Source organism: Pseudomonas sp. KBW05 (genome assembly GCF_003852405.1).
Taxonomy (GTDB): Bacteria; Pseudomonadota; Gammaproteobacteria; order Pseudomonadales; family Pseudomonadaceae; genus Aquipseudomonas.
Map to the genome: position 1 here is coordinate 202,500 of NZ_QAJM01000003.1, position 22,126 is coordinate 224,625.

General features: G+C 59.4%; 7 protein-coding genes. All 7 read left to right on the forward strand.

What is annotated here, in order from left to right:
* Positions 1-56: 56 nt before the first annotated feature.
* The 7 genes from DBR46_RS03030 (at position 57) to DBR46_RS03060 (ending at position 21,903) form a co-directional block, all read left to right on the forward strand.
* Positions 57-3,626 (forward strand): Tc toxin subunit A, encoded by a 3,570-nt coding sequence (locus DBR46_RS03030; RefSeq protein WP_124524974.1) that lies wholly within the window; start codon positions 57-59, stop codon positions 3,624-3,626.
* Between the two features lie 5 nt (positions 3,627-3,631).
* On the forward strand, positions 3,632-8,476 hold the full coding sequence (locus DBR46_RS03035) for a neuraminidase-like domain-containing protein (RefSeq protein WP_256659206.1): 4,845 nt from the start codon (positions 3,632-3,634) through the stop codon (positions 8,474-8,476).
* Positions 8,473-13,092 carry a SpvB/TcaC N-terminal domain-containing protein gene (locus DBR46_RS03040; RefSeq protein WP_124524976.1) on the forward strand — a complete coding sequence of 1,540 codons (4,620 nt, stop codon included), beginning with the start codon at positions 8,473-8,475 and terminating at the stop codon, positions 13,090-13,092. Before DBR46_RS03035 ends, DBR46_RS03040 begins: the two co-directional genes overlap by 4 nt.
* 4 nt (positions 13,093-13,096) lie before the next feature.
* The gene (locus DBR46_RS03045) at positions 13,097-15,907 is read left to right on the forward strand and encodes an RHS repeat-associated core domain-containing protein (RefSeq protein WP_158619145.1); all 2,811 of its coding nucleotides are present in this window, start codon (positions 13,097-13,099) and stop codon (positions 15,905-15,907) included.
* Between the two features lie 3 nt (positions 15,908-15,910).
* Positions 15,911-18,754, forward strand: a complete 2,844-nt coding sequence (locus DBR46_RS03050; protein WP_124524978.1) for an RHS repeat-associated core domain-containing protein — start codon at positions 15,911-15,913, stop codon at positions 18,752-18,754.
* A gap of 63 nt (positions 18,755-18,817) precedes the next feature.
* Positions 18,818-20,593: an ATP-binding protein gene (locus DBR46_RS03055; protein ID WP_124524979.1), complete on the forward strand. Its 1,776-nt coding sequence runs from the start codon at positions 18,818-18,820 to the stop codon at positions 20,591-20,593.
* Positions 20,578-21,903 (forward strand): sigma-54 dependent transcriptional regulator, encoded by a 1,326-nt coding sequence (locus tag DBR46_RS03060; protein WP_124524980.1) that lies wholly within the window; start codon positions 20,578-20,580, stop codon positions 21,901-21,903. The genes DBR46_RS03055 and DBR46_RS03060 overlap by 16 nt, the downstream gene beginning before the upstream one ends.
* The last annotated feature ends 223 nt before the right edge of the window (positions 21,904-22,126 follow it).

Genomic DNA, 22,126 nt, shown 5'->3' on the forward strand with positions numbered 1-22,126 from the left:
CGCTCTACTGTGTCTCCAGGTACCTGGTTTTCATCCTCTGAAAGGAGCCACGGTCAATGGCCACCAAACAACACACGCTGCTCAGCTCACTGGTTGCCACTGACACCAAGAAGTTGAAAAAAGGCCAGGTCACCTTCAAAACCGCCATGAGCCGGATGGGCATACATTCAGTCTTCGATATCGTGCGCCTGTCCAAAGCGGACTTTGTGAGGCAACTGGCCAAGCTCAGCGGCGTCGATGGTGACCTCGCCTACACCAATGCCCAGGCCTATGCCACGTTGCTGGCAAGGTTGCGACGCGAACAGCTGACGTCGTCAGGCACCTATGAGCCGCAAGCGGAACACAGCGGTATTCGCGCAATGGTGCCTCTTGGGCCGACCTATCCCAAACTCTTCAACGAAAACTGGACGAAATTCTGCAAGGTCGGTGCCCTGGCGGCTGATGACTCGCCGGTGGCCTACCTGAGTGCTCTGAGGGTCTTTGTTCAGCAGTTGGAATCCACCAGCAACGACCCCAAACGCCTGTTGCTGGACTCACGCCGCCCTGATCTGAAGGACTTGCTGATCACCCATGAAAGCACCTTCACCCCGCGCCCTATGCTGGAAATTGTCAATCAGGTGCTGGGGAACAATTTAAGCGCGTACCTGAAAACCCAGGCGGCCGACGCTAGCAAGCCGCTGTACCAAGTGCTGAGCGAACGCCAGTACCCGTTCGAGTTGCCTTACAACTTCTACCACCATCAATGCAAACTGGGGTTGTCTGGGGGAAAACCAAGGCTGGGCGAACTCAATTATCGGGGGAGTTATCTGCTGCCGATCACACAAGCCGACAGCAACGATTACGGCAAGGTGCAATTGCTGACACCGCACGCACAGCACTTATTGACCGGGTTGGGCCCACAGCAACAGAAGCTGCTGATCGCACCAGCGGCGTATAGCACGTTCTATCTCAACCGCGACGATCTGGTGAGTGGGTGGAAAAGCCCTGGCAATTGCCATCTCAGCCCGCATGTTGCATTTGGATCGGGGTATCTGCTGCCTGCGGGACAACCAGATGTCGGGGCCAGCAACCCTTCTGTTACTACCCTGACGAGCTCACATGGGGGGAGAGGCGCGTCTAATACTGTCGCAGTTACCTTTCGAAAAGCAGGGGGGGCCAATCGTAGCGTTGATATGAAGTTGGCAAGCGGTGCCGCCGTCAACAATGACACGTACTATCTAAACCATTTACATATCCCCTCACAGGCTACGCAGTGTCTACATGTCAAGCCGACTACTGGGCTGCCCGATGCCAGCGAAACAGGCTACACCGCCACGTTTAAGGCCGTCCACACCACCGGTACGGTAGCCGCCCCGGTGAGCGTCGCCAGGCGCACGCTCACCTTGTCTGCTGACGCGCAATACACCCCCACTGCTGATGAGAAAGCCTACTTCGCCAAGGTGTTCGGCATGGAAATTACAGGTCCCAATGCCGATGCGCTGGCGGACCTCGATACATTCATGCAACACACCGGGCTGAACGCCGAACAGGTCGAAATGCTCCTATCGCGACACACCTTCGAAGTACGCCTATCCCCCAACTGCCCCAGTAGCAACGCGCAACGGCTGGGTCTGCTCCGCAACCTCGGCCTGCCGTTCCCGCACCCAAACCACTATGGCGCCTGCTACGTCAACGGCAACGGCTCCGATCGATTCGCCCCCGACACATCGGCTGCGAACGTGACCCGGCAGTATGAGCAGTTCGAAAATGCCATGGACCTCGAGTCAGTCGACATCGGCGAAAGCAAATACTGGCACCTGACACTCACTTCCCTGGACCGCTTCGACCGCCTGCAACGCATGATTCGCCTGCAACGCTGGACCCGTATCCCGTTCAACAAACTCGACACCCTGCTCATGTGTGCCATTCGCGCCGAGGGCGCCACCAACCTCGACATGGTGCTCAATAAAAACACGCTGCGGGTACTTGGGGTGTATCACTACCTGAATCAGCGCCACGGCATCGATCCTGAAGAGTTCGGCGCGCTGATGCACCACCTCACCCCCTACACCAACGTGAAAAGTGAACTTTCACTCTTCGACCGTGTGTTTAATTCAATTCGGCTATTCGAAACCCCGCTGGTGCTGGACAGGACCGCTTTCACGGTTGCCGACAATGTCCTTGCTAACCGCATCACCCTGATGCAACTGTGCGCAGGCCTTGGTTTGCAACTCACGCAAGACTCTTTCCTATTGATTGCGGCGCAGACCAGTCGAGCGCTGGCAGGCCTGAAACGCGACCTGGCGACCGTGTCATCCCTGTTTCGCCAGGCGCGGATTGCCCGCCTCTTTGGCTGTACGGTTGCCGAGTTGCTGACCCTGGCCAACCTGCTGGGAGGGCAAAGTTATAAGGACGTACTGGCCAAGGGCACACTGCGCCCGCACGACCAAACAGCTTCCCCGGACATACTTGATGTCCTGATGCAATTGCAGTGGGCCATGGACTGGCTCCACGACAGCCAACAGAGCATTACGCAACTCGAACAGCGGCTGGGCCCGAACATCCCGCTGAACCAACCGCGTTCGTCGCCGGGCAAACGGCCAACGGCAACGGCCGGACCCGGCCCCCTGACGGATGCCTTGAGTGCCCGCCTATCCAAGCTGCAGCACGATACCGAATTCAGCCGAGTCACCGAAACGCAGGTCCTCAAACTGAACCTGCCGACACACAACAATGCGAACACTGTGATCCCCTGGTTCACCCTGCTCACCAGTTGGCACGTTCTGAATAACTCCGGTCTGCTGGTGTCGCTGGACGAATCGCTAGCGCTTACGGATGACCCCAAGGGCTGGCTAGGCGCCAAGTTGGACAAACTGCTGGCCAACGTGACCCTCGGCGACGCAGCCAAGCAGGACAGCAAGGATAAGTTGCTGGCCTTCCTGCTGGATGCCCATGACCGGCAACTTCGGTTATTGCAGGATCTTTTCCAGGAAACCGCCGCGCTGCCAGTTGATCGCACTGTGGCGGTAATTCATTGGGCGAACACGTCGCCCTACGCCGTCCTTGTCGAAGCGTTGACGAAAAGCGCGCTAATGGTCGCACACTTCCAGCGCATTTCGCGGCATGCCGAAATCGCCATGCACTTGCGCTTGAGCAACCGCGCCCTGCGTATGTTCCTCTGCAACCGCGACTGGCTGGGCGGCTACCCCATCACCAACAGCGAACCCACGCTATCCGATCTGTATTTATTTGAGCGCTTCAGCCACTGGTTGAACGGCCAGGACCAACCCGAAGAAGCCCTGCTCAGCTACTTCAGCCTCGCCAACCCGCCCTCCCCCAAGCGCATGACGAAAAAGCTGCAGCTGCAAATCAGTGAGTCCGCCAACGTCGCATTGGCCAAGTTGCTGGGCTGGGCAACGTTAGAAGTCGAGAACCTGACGGCGACCTTGCCGGGTGCGGTGGCCAAGTCTATGCAACACGTGGACTGGGTGCGCCGCTGCCAAGCCGCCTGCAACGCCAGCGGCTTGTCCGCCAAGGCATTGCTGTTGGCAACCGCGATCACGGCCGACAGCAAACTGGATGACTGGAAAGCCGTCGGTGAGGCTGTAGTGACAGCCAACACCCCATCAAACACCACACGGGAGTGACGTTGATGACTTCATTCGACGCTGAACTCAACGAAGGCCAGCGCGATGCCATGCTCGCGCTGTACTTGCACGAGGCCGTGCCAAAGAACCCGTACATCATCGAGCAGGAGCTGGTCGATAACATCAAAACCCCCAACGACCTGTATCAGTACTGGTTGCTGGATGTCCTGGTCAGCCAAGACGTACCCTCCAGCCCCGTGGCCTGCGCCATTGCCAGCCTGCAACAACTGATCAACGGCATGATGATGAACATGTCGCCGGGCTACAGCGACCACAGCCTGAGCCCTGAACAGGTCAGCGCCTGGCAGAACGGGCTTAACCGTTACCCGATCTGGGCCGCAAACCAGCAATTGCAAAACTTTCCGGATATCTATCTGGACCCCACCCTTCGCCAGACCAAGACCGATAGCTTCAAACAGTTGGAGAGCGACATCACACAGGCGCGGATCGAGCCGCAGACGATCCAGTCGGCGGTCCTGGCCTATCTGGGGCATTTTGAGGAAATTGCCAATCTGAATGTCTCTAATGCCTATATTGACGGCGATGACTTTGCCAACAGCCCCTATTACTTGATCGCCCGTTCGCCGGCTGAAAACGCCTATTACTGGCGTTCTCTGGACATGTCTCAGCGCCCGGTGAAAAAAGCTGCGTCGACGCTCAATGAGGTGCCTGCCAAGTTCGATAAGCCGTTTGCCTATGCCTGGCATGATTGGCAAAGAGCCAATGTGCCGATTTCGGACAAAGCGCTGCGACATACAGTTCGCCCCTGCATGTTCAACAACAGACTGTTCATCGTCTGGGCAGAGCTAGAGAAAAAAAAACCGGACCTGATGCCAAGCGCCCCTCCATCCCAAGTCAGGCAAGAAGCCGTTGAACCCTTGCCACTGTTTCGTTTGTACGTGAGCTACAAGAAGTACGACAACACGTGGAGCACGCCACAGGTCCACATTGAATATTCTTGCGACACCCCCAGCCTGATTGTAAAGAGCCCGGAAGACATCGCCGCCCAGACGCAATCGATCGCCGTCTACAACCACTCGACATCCCCAGAATCGTTGGTACTGATGCTCTACAGCGGCTACGTTAAAGGAGAAGATAAAACAGGTGATCGCGACAAGTACGAATTTTTAAGAAGCGTGCGAGTTGACAAGAACTTCAATATGACACCGCTGTTCCCTTCCACCGGAAGTGTTCTTGCGGATAAAACCGTCACGCCCACAACAGAACAAGACTCAAGCAGAAAACATATACTGTTGATTGGTCACACCTTCGCCATCAGCGAAAAAAATCAGGGCCGCTTCCAGTTCAAGTTACCTTCAACCCAGTCAGTGTTTGGTTCAATCGTCGCGGACGCGCCTACCCCTTCGTCAGACTTGTGGAACTACAACAGCTGGCAATCGAAGATCAAAACCGTCGAAAAAGACATTAGCATCGCTTACGACAAGGACCGCTCTGAAATCAATATAACGGTCAAGCTTGAAAGCGCATTTGAGCACATTCGAGCGGAAGTGTTTAGTCTTTACCAAGATGATGCTAAAACCATCACGGTGCTCAGCCTCTTGCTCATATTCGAAGAGTCGAGCTTGCATAAAGGTCGGTATACACTGCTGCCCGGCTCTCAAATCATGGCCGTCAATAACACCTTTTTCGAACAGGACAACGGTCGCTATACCCTCTCATCCAGGGATCTACATTTCATGATCTTTGAATCGAGTGGCAAATATGAGTTTGCTCTGCCACGGGCGCCTGCTAACGCTTCGATATCACTTGCTGGGAAACTCCTGTCAAAATCTGAGCTTGAACATGCAAGAGGTAACAAAGCGAAATTTTGGGTAGCACGCGTCAGCGCACCTCAGGCTGCGCTTACTATCAGCAAACATATGGATAAGGTCTCATCCGGGCCTTTATCCTTTCAATTTTTTGTCGGTCACCCGCAGGACGTGATATCGAACACACTGCCCACAAACTTCACGCAAATAAACAGTTTGACCACATCCAGTGTGGTGCCAAGGCTATCGAAGGATTCAACGCTTCAATACTCCTTTTCCGTCAACCAAAACACCCTTAAACCCGACCTCTGGCAGGTCGTTTGGCCTGAAGACCCAACGAATTTCAGTATCCCGCTGATTTATGGGGTAGTGGTGTATGAGCTTCGCTTTGCTTTTCCACTCCCGAAATACGTACCTGTGGGCTCCTGCTTGAGACCCGTGACTATTACGTGGGGCAGCGAAATTTCCGGTGACCTCCAGATCGCGCCCAGCATCAACAGCCTGACCGATCTCGAACAGGGCGACAGCCCTTCCCTGGGCAAGGCGCAATTCATTGACTTCAGCGGTTCGAGCATTGAGTTCAGCGACGGCTCGACCAGTGAGCCGCGCGAGCCCATTCGCCTGAATACCATCTTCGCGCGGCACTTGATCAACCTCGCAGAGGCAGGCATGGAGCATTTGCTGACCTGGAGCAACCAGCAATTTGCCGAGCCGCCTATCAGCAAAAACGACACCCAGCAAACAATGGATTTCTCCGGAGCGTATGCGTTGTACTTTCTTGAGCTGTTCTTGTACCTGCCGTGGCTGGTGGCATACCGTTTGAAGCAGGAACAGCAGTACGACGAAGCCAAGCACTGGCTGGCATTTCTATTCGACCCCTCACGCCAGACCTCCGAACAGGGGAATGCGGGTTATTGGCAAGCCGTGCCGCTCCAAGAAGCCGTATGGCCTGCCCCGTCAGACCCAAGCGAGGCCATTTGGGATCCGCAAGATCCACATCGAATTGGCCTGAGTTTTCCAGTCCACCTGCGTAAAGCCATTTACGGGCTGTATATCGACATCGAGAGTGACCAGGCCGACGCGGCCTATGCCACGATGATTCCTGACGGGCTGACCGAAGCCAAGCTGCGTTACACCCACATACTCCACCTTCTTGGCGAGCGCCCAGACGTCCGTCAGACAGACGACTGGACACCGATAACGCTCAGTCAACTCAGCACCACGATCAGTATTGATCTGCGTCGTTTTGAACAACAACTGGTAGGGATGCAGTACCATTTGGAGCAACACCCACCTTTGCGTATCGGCCGTGCCCCGGCCTCTGCCCCAGCCCCATTGATCTGCCTGCGCCCCTTTAAGGTGGATCGCTCGCTCTCAAGCCTCGACAACCCCTACCTGCTGCGGCCATTCAACCCTGAGCTGATCAAACGCTGGGAGCGGGCGCAGAGCCGTTTGTACAACCTGCGGCACAACCTCGACATGGCAGGCAATGTCATGGACACGCAGCTGTTCGCCACCCCGATCGACCCACGTGCACTGCTTGCCGCCCGGGCGCAAGGCATCTCCGGAAGCGGCTTGGACCGGTTGCTGAACCCGCAGATCCCCCACTACCGCTTCAGCTTCATGTTCGCCCTGGCCCAAAACGCGGTGGAGAGCGTGATTCAGTTCGGCTCAACCTTGCTTTCGTTGATCGAACGCAAAGAGCAGGCGCACTACCTTGAATTACAACAACGCCAGGCCTGGGACCTGGCCAAGGCGGCCGTGGATATCCAACTGCAACTCAGCAGCGTGGACGATGCGAACAGGGAAGCGCTGAGCGCCGCACAAGCCATTGCACAGGGCCGTGTCGACTATTACGAAAAGCTGACCAATGAAGGCACCAGTTTCCTGGAAAAACTCAGCATCGACTTACGCCTGCGCGCGCGTTTACTGGAGGCCTCGGCCGGTGGTTTTGGCAGTGCAGCGGAGATGCTCAAAATGGTGCCGAACATTTTTGGTTTCAGCGTCGGTGGTGCGCGCATCGAAGGTGCTTCTCAGGCCCCCATTCACGTGCTGCAGGCCACTGCCATAGCCCTCAATGGCACCAGCGACACCCTCGCGGCCTACGAGCAATATCGCCGCCGGGCCCAGGAATGGACCCAGGCGGGTGAGCAGGCGAGACGGGAGGTCGAGCACATCGAGGCACAACGCAAAATGCTTGAGGAACAACACAAAGCCACACGCCTGCAAGTGCGCCAGGCGCAAACAGCGCTGAACCAGGCCAAGGCCACTTACGACTTCCTGCTGAGCAACAACCGCTTCAGCCAGGCGCAGACCTACGAGTGGCTCAACGGCAGGTTCGCCAGTTTCTACGCCAGCGCATTTGCTACCGCGCAATCGACCTGCAAGGCCGCAGAAGCCTGTTGGCAATATGAAACCAGTCGCTACGAGCAGTCCTTTATCCGCCCCGGCGTGTGGAACAACAGCTACCGCGGCCTGGGCGCTGGTGAAGAACTCAAAATGGCGTTACAGCAGATGTATCGCGAATACGTCCAGCAACATGTGCGTGACCTGGAGATTCGCAAAACCGTTTCGCTCAAAGCACTCTGGGAAAAGGACAAGTCATCCTCCATCAATAAACCCTGGGATCAGATCAAGGCCGCACTCGTGGCCGGCAGCTGTGATTTTGAACTGACGCAAAAAATGTTCGATGACGACTACGCCGGGCAAAATCACTATTTGCGCCGCATTAAAACCATCAGTCTGTCCTTTCCTGTGGTCATGGGCCCCTACGAAGATTTGCGCGCCATCCTGGTTCAGCGCAGCAGCCGGGTTGAAATGTCTTCCACCCTTGGCGCCTTGCCCAAAGACAACCTCAGGGTCAATCAACAGATTGCGCTCTCCCGTGGTTTCAATGATGACGGCCAGTTTCAGCTCGACTACCACGATGAACGCTACTTGCCGTTTGAATACACCGGTGCCATTTCTTGCTGGCGTTTGATCTTTCCAAACCCCACGGCGCAGAAAGCAGTCCTGGAGTCAATGACCGATATCATCGTGCATTTCAGCTACACCGCGCGGCCTGGCGGAGGCACATCATGACGCCCAAAGCCCCTCTGCCAATCGACACCCCGACCTTGCCCAAGATGGGTGGCAGCATCCAAAGCATCGGCAAAGGCTGGGGCGCGGTTGGCACCAGCGGCGAGGCGCAGCTGAGTATAGAGTTGCCGATTTCACCCGGACGCGGCTTTGCGCCAGCACTGGGCCTGGCCTACACCAGCCAGGGAGGTAATAGCCCTTTCGGGTTGGGGTGGAGCCTGCCGATCGATGCCGTCAGTGTGCGCACGACGCTAGGCGTGCCGCGCCTTGACGGCACCGACCAGATAACCGGCCCGAATGGCGACGTGTGGATGCCGGAACGTAGCGATGACGGCCGCTTGATTGCCAGGCAGGTGAGCACCTACAACGGCGTGTCCCTGGGCGCCAAGCACAGCGTGGTCCGCCATTGGCCACGGATCGAAGGTGAATTCACACTGCTTGAACACTGGACCAGCGCCGCCGATAACGCAGGTTTCTGGTTGGCCCACAACGCCGACGGCATCCTGCATATCTACGGGAAGACCCCCGACTCACGCCGATTCAATCCCCAGGTGCCCGACCAGGTAGCTGCCTGGTTGATCTGTGAGAGCCTCAATGTGCGAGGCGAACATATCGTCTATGGGTACAAATCCGAACTGGAAGCCCCCACACCGCCCCAGATGCGCGACTACCGCGCCCAGCGCTACCTCAAGTACGTGCGTTATGGCAACGCGACCGCCCATGAGCATTTGTACGCCTGGCAAGCCGACAGCTGGAAACAGCAGCACTGGCACTTTCAACTGGTCTTCGACTATGGGGAGCACGCGGTTGATCCGCAAACCCTGCCGTCCTTTGACGAGCGCCAGCCCTGGGCGTTGCGCAGCGACCCCTATTCGAGCTACACGCTGGGTTTTGAACTGGGCACGCGGCGCCTGTGCCGGCAGGCTCTGCTGTTCCATCACTTTCCCACCGAGCTTGGGGCCGATCCGGTCCTGGTGCAGCGCCTCGTACTGGAACATCGGCCAAACGCCCTGGGGTTCAGCCTGCTGACCGCGACCCATGCCCAGGCCTATGACAGCCTGGGGCAAATCGAACGCCGTCCACCGCAGGAATATCACTACAACAGCTTCGCGCTGGATGTACGGGCTCAAGCCTGGACGCCGTTTGATGCCATGCCCGGCCTCGACGACGGTGAGCAGTATCAACTGGCGGACTTGTACGGCGAAGGCCTGCCGGGAGTGTTATCGCGCCAGGACCAGGCATGGCACTACCGCGAACCGTTGCGCGCTGCCCAAGGTGGCGACGCTGTGCACTACAGCGAATGGAAGCGACTGGAACACGTACCGATCGCCGATACTCGCCAACCGTTTAACCAGTACCTGACCGATATCACCGGCAATGCCAAACTCGACTGGGTCGTGGCAGCGCCCGGACTCAGGGGTTATTTCACCCTGGGGCCGGACCGGGCCTGGTCACACTTCGTGCCTTTCGACGCGTTTCCCAATGAAATGCTCCACCCCATGGCTCGCATGGCTGACCTGGTCGGCAATGGCCCGGCAGACATGGCGCTGATCGGGCCCCGCAGCGTGCGCTTGTATGCAAATCGAGGTGAGACGGGGTTCGCCCCCGCCGTGGATGTCCCCCACCCGCACGACCCGGCCGAGGCGGATGAACTGCCGCTGGCCAGTGATAGCAAAACTGAACTGACCGCGTTTGCCGATGTGTTGGGCAGTGGCAGCACGCAACTGGTGCGTATCCGCCACAATCAAGTCAAGTGCTGGCCGAGCTTGGGCCACGGGCGTTTCAGCAACGGTTTCGAACTGTGCGAGCTGCCATTCGACGCTGCCCAGTTCAATAGCACGCAGGTCCGCCTGGTGGACCTCGATGGCTCAGGCGCGGCGGACTTGCTCTACCTCACACCCAATGCCATCAGGGTCTTTATGAACCACGCGGGCAGCGGTTATTCATCGACCTCAATCGATCTGCCCTGGCCCGCTGGCGTGCAATACGACGACTTGTGCCAATTCAGCAGCGCTGACCTGCAAGGCAACGGGTGCTCCAGCCTGGTGTTGACCGTGCCTCATATGACACCTCGGCACTGGCGGTATGATCTTGCCCACACCAAGCCTTACCTGATGTGTGCGACCTGCAACAACATGGGGGCCAGCAGTCTCGTGGTCTACCGCAGTAGCGCCCAGGAATGGCTTGACGAAAAACAGGAGCAACACAACAAGGGTGTCACCAACCCAGTCTCGCACCTGCCACTGGTGGTACAGGTGCTCAAACAGCTGATCCAACTGGACGAGATCACCGGAAACCGCCTGACCCAAGGGCTGGCTTACCGCGCGGGATACTACGATGGCGTCGAGCGGGTATTTCGCGGTTTTGGACTGCTGTTGCAGACTGATACGCAAGCCTCGGAGGCTGAGCGCGCGACGTCCGGCTTCAGCCCGCCCGTACTGAACAAGACCTGGTTCCATACCGGCCAGCAGATAGATCCGTCCAGGCAGGGTTACAGCACCCACGACCCGCTGGCGGTGCCCCTCAAGCCGACGGTGCTGCACAACTACCACTTCAACGACAAGGCCGCGCAACTGATTGTCGAGCCAACCCCGGACATCGCCAGCGAAATAGCCCGCAGCCTCAGCGGTCTCGTTTTGCGCTCTGAAACCTGCAACGCCGATGACGCCCCGGCAACCGCCGTGCCGTACACCGTCACAGAGCACCGCTATCTGGCGCGCGTGCTGCGCCACAAAAACCAGCATCAACCGTATGCCGTGATCGAGCCGACACGCCTTGAAACCCTCACTTATCAATATGAACCGCAGATCCCTGATGACCCGATTTGCCAACACCAATTGAACCTTGAACGGGACGAGTACGGCCAGGTCACCCATGCTGTCACGCTGTATTACGCCCGGCGCAAGACCGCCGCGGATGCGCCACCGTTCAGCGATGAACACGCGCAACAGTGGTGGCAGGACGCCCATGACGACGCCCAGAAAACCTGGTATCTGACGCAAGAAAAGGCCCAGTTCATTCACCACCTTGGAGCGGCGCAGCCGAACTTTGAAGCCTGGTCCCTGGGCCTGCCGTATCTGCAGCGCAGCAACGCCCTGGTGCTGGAAAAATCGGCACTCAATGCCACCAGTATCCACTATGAAAACCTGCTGGCCTGGACCCAGGACGACGGCGAGTGGGCGCGCCGCGCCACACTCGCCGGCATGTCTCGGCAGTTCTACATGGACCCGCTCAGCGCTCAGCCCTTACCTGCGGGCAAGGCCGCGTTTCAGGCCCTCGCGGCGTACAGCGAAAGCGCCGAGCTGAACGCTGATGCCCTAGAGGCCTACGAGCCACTCAGGGACGCTGACGGCAACCTGCCCTTCGACCTGAAGGCAACACTCGAATCGCCGGAAGTCGGCTACCACATCATGGAGCCTTTCCTTCCCTCGGCACCCCACCGCAAAACCCTGAACAGCGACGATGCCAAGGACTACCTGTGGTCCGTGCATCAGGGCTTCCCCGTGTACGCAGGCCTGGCCGGGTTTTATAACCTGCGCAGCTACCGCGAAACCCGCAGCCATGGCGTTACTCGGCTCACCTATGACCCCTACGAATGCCTGATTACCCAGGTGGAGTTACCCGATCACTGTGCCACTCACGTACGCGACGTCGACTACCGTACCGGGCTGCCAGCCACCCTGGAGGATGCCAATCGCAATGTTCAACAAGCCCACTACAGTGCGTTCGGCGAGCCTTTTATCACCACCTTCTACGGCACTGAGCTAGATAAGAAAACCGGGTTCGCCCAGTTGGACGGCTACCTGCCACCGGCAGACCGCAACCCTGCCATTGCCATTGAGAACAAAGCACAGGCCCTGGGCAACTTCGCCACGGCTGGCTTTTGGGATTTGTTCTGCTGGATGGGCCAAGCCGCTGCCACATCGACACCCGACTGGCTGGCATGGGCAATGGCACAAGGTTTTATCTTGCCCAGCGGGCATTTTTGCGACCGCGCCCGCCGCCACCTGGAGGGTCGGGCCTCTTTGGATAGCAACGAGCAGATCCTCAAAGCGCAACTTGATGCAGCGCACCGCGAACCGGTGTACAGCGTCAGCCTCGTAGCCGACCAATTCCCCGACGAGCCACTGCAACCGGTGCAGATACGCGCTAGCATCACCTGCCTGGACGGCCTGGGCCGGGTTCTGCAAACCAAGCAGGAAGTGCCACCTGGGCTGGCGTGGCGGGTGGGCGCAAACGGCGAGTTGCTGCTCAAACCCGACGGCACGCCTGAAGAGGTGCAGGCCCTGCGGCGCTGGCGAATCAGCCAACCGGTCGAGTACAACAACAAGGGCCTGATTGTGCGCGAATACCGTGCCTACTTCGCCGATCAGTGGTGCTACATCAACGACCGCTCAATGCGCGCGCACGCCCTTCACGATCAGCAGTTCTACGATGCAATCGGCCGTCCGACCGTAACGCTGTTGGCCAAAAAGATGCTGCAAGGCAACCCGCCACAGCTCGCGCCACTACGCCGGGAGATCTGGTACTGGCTGTGGACAACGGTGGCTTTCGACGAAAATGACTTGTTTGACGAACCGCCCGTTAAAAAGCGGCACACTTGGCAATCGAAGAGCTGACGCCATGGACGCCACTCGCACCCCCGCCCTCAGCGCTGTCGATAGCCGCGGTTTCAATGTCAGGCAGGTGCAGTACTGCCGGTTGCCGGGCGCCACACAAAGCCAGTTGCGCATACAGCGCCAACACGTCGACGGCGCCGGGCAGATACTCAGCGAGCACGACCCACGGCTTGGCACATCACCGAGCCAGACCAACGTGTACAGCCTGAGCGGCGCACGCCTGCTCAGCCGCAATGTCGACGCCGGTTGGCAGCTGCGCTTGCTCGGTGAAGCCAGGCAGGTGCTGCAAACGTGGGACGAAGGCGCCAGCCACTGGCAAACCGATTTCGACTCACAGCTACGCCCGGTTGCGCGTCACGAGACCGCGCACCAGCAACCCCGGCGAACCCTGGAGCGTCTCATCTATGGCGACAGCTCTGCGCAGTCGGCAAGCCACAATCAATGCGGGCGGTTGATTCATCACTACGATCCCGGCGGTTTGCTGTCTACATCGGACTTTGCATTGACCGCCGCGCCGCTGAAACAGACGCGCAGCTTTGCACTCAGCCTGACACCTGTGGACTGGCCCGCCCACGTGCTGCTTGCGCGTAACGCGCTAGAGCCAACGGCCTATGACACCGCCTGGCGCTACAACGCGCTAGGCGAAACGCTGCTGCAGACCGATGCAAAAGGTCATCGCCAGTTGTCTGCCATTGACGTCGCGGGGCAACTCAAGGCTTTGTCCCTGCAACTCAAGCATGCCTCGGCAGCGCAACTGATCGTGGATAACCTGCACTACAGCGCGACCGGTAGACAGCTGGGATACACCACCGGCAATGGCGTCGTCAGCCAGTTCGACTTCGACCCGGTAGACGGCCGCCTTGCGCGCATCCTGGCAATGAAGGATAAACTCGTGCGCCAGCACACGCTGTATCACTACGACCCCGTGGGCAACCTGACCTCGCTGACGGATAAGCTGCAAGCGACCCACTACGCAGCCAACCACCGGGCAGACAACACTCGACACTTTACCTACGACAGCCTCAACCAACTGATCAGCGCCACCGGCGTTGAAGCCCCTGGAGCCACCACCCACCCACAGCTCCCAGGGCTGATTACGCCGATTGATCTCAGCCGGCGCAGCGCGTATACCCAGCACTACACCTACGACGACGGTGGCAACCTCACCAAGCTGGTGCACACCAGCCCCATCCCTGGCCAAGGCCATACGCGGGTCATGGCGGTTGATCCCTCAAGCAATCGTGTACTGCGTTGGAGCCAAGGTGACGACGCCGTCCAGACGTTCCCGATGACCTACGACGCCAGCGGCAACCTGCACGTGCTGCAACCCGGTGCGCAGCCGTTGACCTGGAACCCGCGGGATCAGTTGGAGCGCGTGGTCATGCTGCACCGTGGGGACGACGAGGATGATTTCGAGCACTTCAACTACGCAGCCGATGGCAACCGGATACGCAAATGGCAGAGCACCCGAGCTGCGTCAATTACCCACATACACAAGGCGCATTACCTGCCCGGTCTCACCCTTCACACCGACGATGGCCGTGAGGAGCGGCACGTGATCAGCCTTCAAGCCGGACTGTGCCAGGTGCATTGCCTGCATTGGCCTGAAGGCGCACCTGCCGGTATTGAGCAAGACACGCTGCGCTTTTGCCTGTCGGACCATCAACAATCCTGCCTGACGGAACTTGACGGTGACGGCCAACTGCTCAGCCACGAAGACTATTACCCTTATGGCGGCACGGCCTGCCAGGCGGCGCGCTCGCAGGTCCATGCCCACTACAAGACCCTGCGCTACAGTGGCAAGGAGCGTGATAGCTGCGGCCTTTATTACTACGGCGCACGTTATTACGCCCCCTGGCTGCTGCGTTGGATCAGCGCGGACCCCACGGGCACCGCTGACGGCCTCAACCTTTACTGCATGGCACATAACAGCCCGGTCACCAAGGTCGACAGCCAAGGTCTGAATGCGGAAATCGCGTACTTGATCGCCGGTGTCTCCCTAGTGGCAGCGGCAGTTGCGGCAGCCGCTTCCTACTTCAGAGGAGCAACGCCTGCACCAGCGCCTGCACCGAAACCTCTACCGTCGGGTATCGATCTGCACCCGACGGAACAGACACGACTACAGGATTTCAACAAACAGGTGCCACACGGGCAACCGCTGGAGGTGAGAAAACTCAACGACGGAGCCGTGTGGGCCTACGTACCGAAAAACCTCCAGCACGCGACTGACCTGTCCAACGCCAGTGACATCAACCTGCAGAAACAAATTGCCAAGGGTGTGTTTCCCTCAATCAAACTGCGCGACGCACCTCCCACCGCAGCGCCAGCCAAAAAAACCGTCGCACCGACGGCCTACTCCCCCTTCGAAGTGGCGGCGACAACCAAGGTTTCCGGCAAGAAAGCCAGCCGGGTGGCCGCCGCGGAAGAAGTCGTGCAACCCATCGCTGCGACAGCCTCCGCCAGACAACGAGGCGCCACGATAGATGCCGAACACTTTTTCAGCAGCCGCCACTTTCTCGAATGGGATACCACCCAACAAGAAAAAATTCGTGGTGTTCTTGAGGAGTTCAGCGCCTCGCTATCTGCCGCCAATTACCATAAATACACTCACGATACCGAGCAGGATCAGAACATTCCCTATCAAATGGGCAAGCCACGCACTCTGCGCGAAATCCACACCCTCGACGTGACCTCCTTTGAAGGCACAGCCGGAGGGCGTGGAGACTGGCGACTGGTGCTGTACCAGATCAATGGCACGTTCTACCCGCAGCGCATGGATCGCCATCGCGATATCGTCGCCAGGGCAAGGAGGTAGGCCATGGTAAACAGCGCCGACCGACACACGCCGACCCTGACCGCTACCGACGCCAGGGGCTTGGCCGTGCGGCAAGTCAACTATCTGCGCGTCGACGCCAGGCAATTGCCCACAGCCCATATCCAGCGTCAGGAATACAGCCCTGATGGCTTGCTGGTCAGGCAGTGGGATGCACGGCCCGGCAAACCCAGGCCTGACCTGGAGCGCACCCACGGCCTCTCGGGAGTGCCACTACTCTCCTGGCACAGTGACGCCGGTTGGCGCATGGAGCTCTATGGCGAGGCCGGGCAGGTTCTGCGGCGCTGGGACCAGCGAGGCGGCCGGCAAACGATTGAATACGACCGCCAACTGCGAACCGTCGCCCGCCATGAACAAGGCAGCACGCAAACTGCCCGTTTGACTGTCGAACGTTTGGTCTATGGCGACAACTCGGCACAGAACGCCCTGCATAACCGGTGCGGCCAATTGATCAGGCATCTCGATCCGGCAGGCAGCCTGGAAATCCTTGACTATGGTTTGGGCGGCGCCCCGTTACATGAGACGCGCAGATACCTCAAGACGCTGGACTTGCCGAATTGGCCAGACCTGCCCGAAGCCCAGAAATCGCTGCTTGAGCCGACCTTTTTTGAAACCCGGTGGGCGTACACCGCCACCGGTGATCAGAGCCGCCAGACCGACGCTCGCCAACATCAGCAGTGTTTTACATTCGATGTCGCCGGGCAACTGGAGTGCATTCAACTCGTGATAAGTGGCTCAGCGCCGCAAACTGTCCTGGAACAACTCGACTACCTCGCCGACGGGCAACTGCAAAAGCACAAGGCCGGCAACGGGGTCATCAGCAGCTGGGCCTTCGACACAGCCAACGGGCGACTTATCGAACAAACGGCAGCGAAGGGCACAACGCGGTACCAACACCTGAGCTACAGCTATGACCCGGTGGGCAATGTAACCCGAATCACTGACGCGAGCCGCGCCACCGAATACTTTTCGGGCCAGCGCATTGAGCCTACGCGTACGTTTTCATACAACTCACGCTACCAACTGATCCGCGCCACCGGCTACGAATCAGCGGCAGCCAGTACCCACCCCGACCTTCCCGAATGGGCCCCGCTCGACAGCCTCGACCAACTGCGCAACTACACCCAAGTGTATGAATACGACCTCAGTGAAAACCTCACGAAGCTGGTGCATACCACCGGCATCACCGGCCAGGGCCATACCGTGGCAATGGCTATCGACGCCACCAACAACCGCTGCCTGACCTGGAGCCAAGGCAACACGGCGCGCAACCGTGCCATGCACTACGACGCCGATGGCAATCTGCTAACGCTGCCTCCCAGCGGAAAAAACCTCGAATGGAACCCCCGCAACCAGTTGCAAAGCGTCGTCCAGATCAGTCGCACAGGCACAACCGATGATCGCGAGCACTATGCCTACAGCGCACAGGGCAATCGCCTGCGCAAATGGCAAAGTACGCGCGCCAGCACGGTGGCCCATACCCGTGAAGTTCGCTACTTGCCTGGCCTCGAAATAAAGCGTGTGGATGATCGTGAGAAATATCACGTGATCAACCTGCACGCCGGTCGTAGCCAGATTCGCTTTCTGCACTGGGTAGAGGACTTGCCCAAGGGCATCGAAAATGACCAGATGCGCTATTGCCTAGGCGACCAACAGGGCTCGACGGTGCTGGAGCTGGACAGTGCAGCTGGCATCATCAGCAATGAAGGCTACTACCCGTTCGGTGGCACGGCCTGGTGGGCGGCGACCTCAGAGGTACAAGCCAGCTACAAGACCATTCGCTACTCCAACAAGGAACGTGACGCCAGCGGGCTCTACTACTACGGCGCGCGCTATTACGCGCCGTGGATGATGCGCTGGGTCAGCCCCGACCCTGCTGGGACGGTGGACGGGCTTAACCTGTACGCCATGGTGAAAAACAACCCGGTGAGCTATATAGACCCCACCGGCCTGGCAAGAGGCCGCCTGGATTATCTGGACCTTGCGTCGGCGCCCTCCCCGCTGTCAGTCAGGCAGGCTGCGCTCTCATCTGATACCTCATTGGCGGACGACTTCGACTCATTTAATACAGCAACCGCGAATATGATGCAGCGTGCCGCCGCGTTTCGCGAAGCAACCCAGGGTACGTCCGGGCAAGAGAAGAAAAACATCATCGCCAGAGAAGGGCTGAAAAATGAAGACAACCCAGACCTACTCCCGCCAAAGGTAGCGCACGCCGGCTACACCAGTTTAAAACATGAACTCGCGGAAAACCTTTTCTTCAACGTGCAAGCCAAGCCCACGAAATTCCCGGGGCTTCGATTTGTTCAAGGCATGAGCGCCAACGAAACGGCAACACGCAAAACCATTCGCCAAACCATGCCGATACCTGGCTTCAATGGCGCAAAAGAGCTGCCCGTCACCCTTGAATCAATCATTGATCATATCGAGGTCACCGACCTGGACGCGATGGTCACGGGCGTCAAAAAACTCTATGGCCAAACTAAGACCACGATGCACCCGTTTACCGAGCAGCGACTGAGGTCCCACATCCAAGACAGCAACTTCCGTCTTCCCGCCCATGCGGGTGTGCCTGGAACCCATGCCGAAGTCCTTGCACAAAACAGCCTCTTGCACCGTTTGGACGCTCAGGGCTCAAGCATCAGCGCTGGGCTGCGCGATACAGCCATGTACACGGTAAGGGTAGAAGCGCCAAACCCTGAGTTCCCGTCATGCGACCACTGCAGCGGGATCGTCTCACCGCTGATCTACATGCTGACTGACCGGACACAGGCCAATCGAATGGCGCAATTGCCCATTGCGCCATTACGCCGCAGACGTTCAATTTGACGTGATGCCGGATGCCGTCCACATGCTATGGTGCGATCCCCGTTACCACCTGTTTTCCATAGCATGATGCCGACATCCCGCACGCTGCGCCTGATGCTGTACACCTTGCTGATCGTCGCCGGAGCCATCGGTGCGGCGACACTCGCCACCCGCCACGCCGAACGCCAGGCATTGGTAGACGACGCCGCCCGCGCCAATCAGCAACTCGCGCTGTACGCCAACTCCCTGCACACCCTGATCGAACGCTACCGTGCCCTGCCCGCCGTGCTGGCACTGGACTCGGAAATGATCAATGCGTTGAAAGGCCCGCTGGATGCCGCTACCCAGGACGTGCTCAACCGCAAGCTGGAGCGCATCAACGGCGCCGCGCAGTCGTCCACCCTGGAGTTGATGGACCGCACCGGCCTGGCCGTGGCCGCCAGCAACTGGAACCTGCCGAGCAGTTATGTCGGGCACAACTATGCGTTCCGGCCGTATTTCAGCCAAACCCGGAGCCAGGGCACCGGGCGCTTTTACGCCGTCGGGGTGACCACTGGGGTGCCGGGGTATTTTCTCTCCAGCGCGGTGGTGGATGAACACGAGCAGTTCCTCGGCGCCATGGTGGTCAAGCTGGAATTCCCCGAGCTGGAACGCGAATGGGCCCAAGGCAACAACCTGCTGTTGGTCAGCGACGCGCGTGGCATCGTGTTTATCGCCAATCAGCCGGGCTGGCGTTATCGCAACCTGCGGCCGTTGTCGGCCACCGATCTGGCCGAACTCAAGGCCACCCGCCAATACGACAAGAAACAACTGGAGCCCCTGGAGACCGAGGCGTTGCAGCGCTTTGACGACAACAGCCACCTGGTGCGCGTCAACGGCCCCGATGGCAAGGCCAACTACATCTGGGAATCCCTGCCGCTGAAAGCCGAAGGCTGGACCCTGCACCTGCTGCGCAAGCCGCAGTTTGCCTTTGAGGACCAACGCAACGCCGGCCTTGCCGCCGCCGGTTCGTGGTTGGCGCTGGTGTTCCTCGTGCTGTTCCTCACCCAACGCTGGCGCCTGGCCCGTTTGCGCCAACGCAGCCGCGAAGAGCTTGAGCAACTGGTGGAAGAACGCACACAAGCCCTGCGTACAGCCCAGGATGGCCTGGTGCAATCGGCCAAGCTGGCGGCATTGGGGCAGATGTCCGCCGCCCTCGCCCATGAGATCAACCAACCGCTGACCGCCCAACGCATGCAGTTGGCCACCTTGCGCCTGCTGCTCGACCACGGTCGCGTGGACGACGCCTACAAGGCCCTCACCCCGCTGGACGAAATGCTCACGCGCATGGCCGCGCTCACCGGCCACCTGAAGACCTTTGCGCGCAAAAGCCCCAGCGGCCTGCGCGAACGCCTGGACCTGGCGATGGTGGTCGATCAGTCCCTGCACCTGCTCGACGCACGCCTGCGCGACGAGTCCATCGGCGTGGTGCTCGACCTGGCCCGTCCGGCCTGGGTGCGCGGCGACGCGATCCGCCTGGAACAGGTGCTGATCAACCTGTTGCGCAATGCCCTCGATGCGATGGCCAACACCCCGCGCAAACGCCTGGAAATTCGCCTGCACGCCGACCAGCAACTGTGGCAACTGACCGTCAGCGACAGCGGCGGCGGGATTGCCGAAGAACACCTCAACAGCGTGTTCGACCCGTTCTTCACCACCAAGCCGGTGGGTGACGGCCTGGGCCTGGGGCTGGCGGTGTCCTACGCCATCGTGCATGAACTCGGCGGACGCCTGATCGCCGGCAACCGTGGTGACGGCGCGGTATTTACCCTGACCTTGCCCATCGCACTGGAGACACCCGACCTATGCTTAACGCAGTGATTGTGGTCGATGACGAAGCCAGCATCCGCACGGCCGTCGAACAGTGGTTGAGCCTGTCGGGCTTTGACGTGCAGCTGTTCAGTCGCGCCGAAGAATGCCTGGCGCAATTGCCCAGGGACTTTCCCGGGGTGATCCTCAGCGATGTGCGCATGCCCGGCCTCAGCGGCCTGGAGCTGCTCGCCGAAGTGCAGCGCCGCGACGCCGACTTGCCGGTGATCCTGCTCACCGGTCACGGCGATGTGCCGATGGCGGTGGAAGCCATGCGCGACGGCGCCTACGACTTCCTCGAAAAACCCTTCAGCCCCGACGCCCTGCTCAACAGCCTGCGCCGGGCGTTGGACAAGCGCGGGCTGATCCTGGAAAACCGCCGCCTGCATCAACAGGCCGATCATCGGTCGCAGTTGGACTCGACGCTGCTCGGCGTGTCCCGGGGTTTGCAGAACCTGCGCCGGCAGGTACTGGACCTGGCGAGCTTGCCGGTCAATGTGCTGATCCGGGGCGAGACCGGCAGCGGCAAGGAACTGGTCGCACGCTGCCTGCATGACTTCGGCCCACGGGCGAAAAAGCCGTTTGTTGCACTCAACTGCGCGGCGATACCCGAGCAACTGTTTGAAGCCGAGTTGTTCGGCCACGAAAGCGGCGCGTTCACCGGCGCCCAGGGCAAGCGCATCGGCAAGCTGGAATACGCCCACGGCGGAACGCTGTTCCTCGATGAAATCGAAAGCATGCCCCTGGCCCAGCAGGTCAAACTGCTGCGGGTGTTGCAGGAGCAGAAACTGGAACGCTTGGGCTCCAACCAGAGCATCCATGTGGACTTGCGCATCATTGCCGCGACCAAGCCCGACCTGCTGGAAGAAGCCCGCGCCGGGCGTTTTCGCGAAGACCTGGCGTATCGCCTGAACGTCGCACAGTTGCGCCTGCCGCCGTTGCGGGAACGGCGCGAAGATATTCCGCTGCTGTTCGAACACTTCGCCCACAGCGCCGGCGAACGCCTGGGCCGCACGGCGCAACCGCTGAGCGGCGCGCAGCTGGGGCGCCTGCTCAGCCATGACTGGCCGGGCAATGTGCGCGAGCTGGCCAACGTCGCCGAACGTCAGGTGCTGGGGCTGGGCGAGCCGGAGCCGGAAGGGATCGAAGCCGGGCAGTCGCTGGCGGCGCAGCAGGAAGCGTTTGAAGCGCATTGCTTGAAGGCGGCACTGACGCGGCACAAAGGCGATATCAAGGCGGTGCTGGCGGAGCTGCAACTGCCGCGGCGTACCTTCAATGAGAAGATGCAGCGGCATGGGTTGGTCAGGGAGATGTTTCTCTAGCGACCTTAAGGGCGCCTTCGCGAGCAAGCCCGCTCCCACAGTTGACCGAGTTCCAACATAAGAATGCAGTCGAATGTGGGAGCGGGCTTGCTCGCGAAGAGGCCAGCCGCCATAAGCGGATTTCCGCTCATCACCCCCAATTCATCAGCAACTTTCCGCTCAAAAAAATCCCCCAACCCTTCTAGACCGGGCCCTCCCCCACCTGGCACAGCTCCTGCTATAG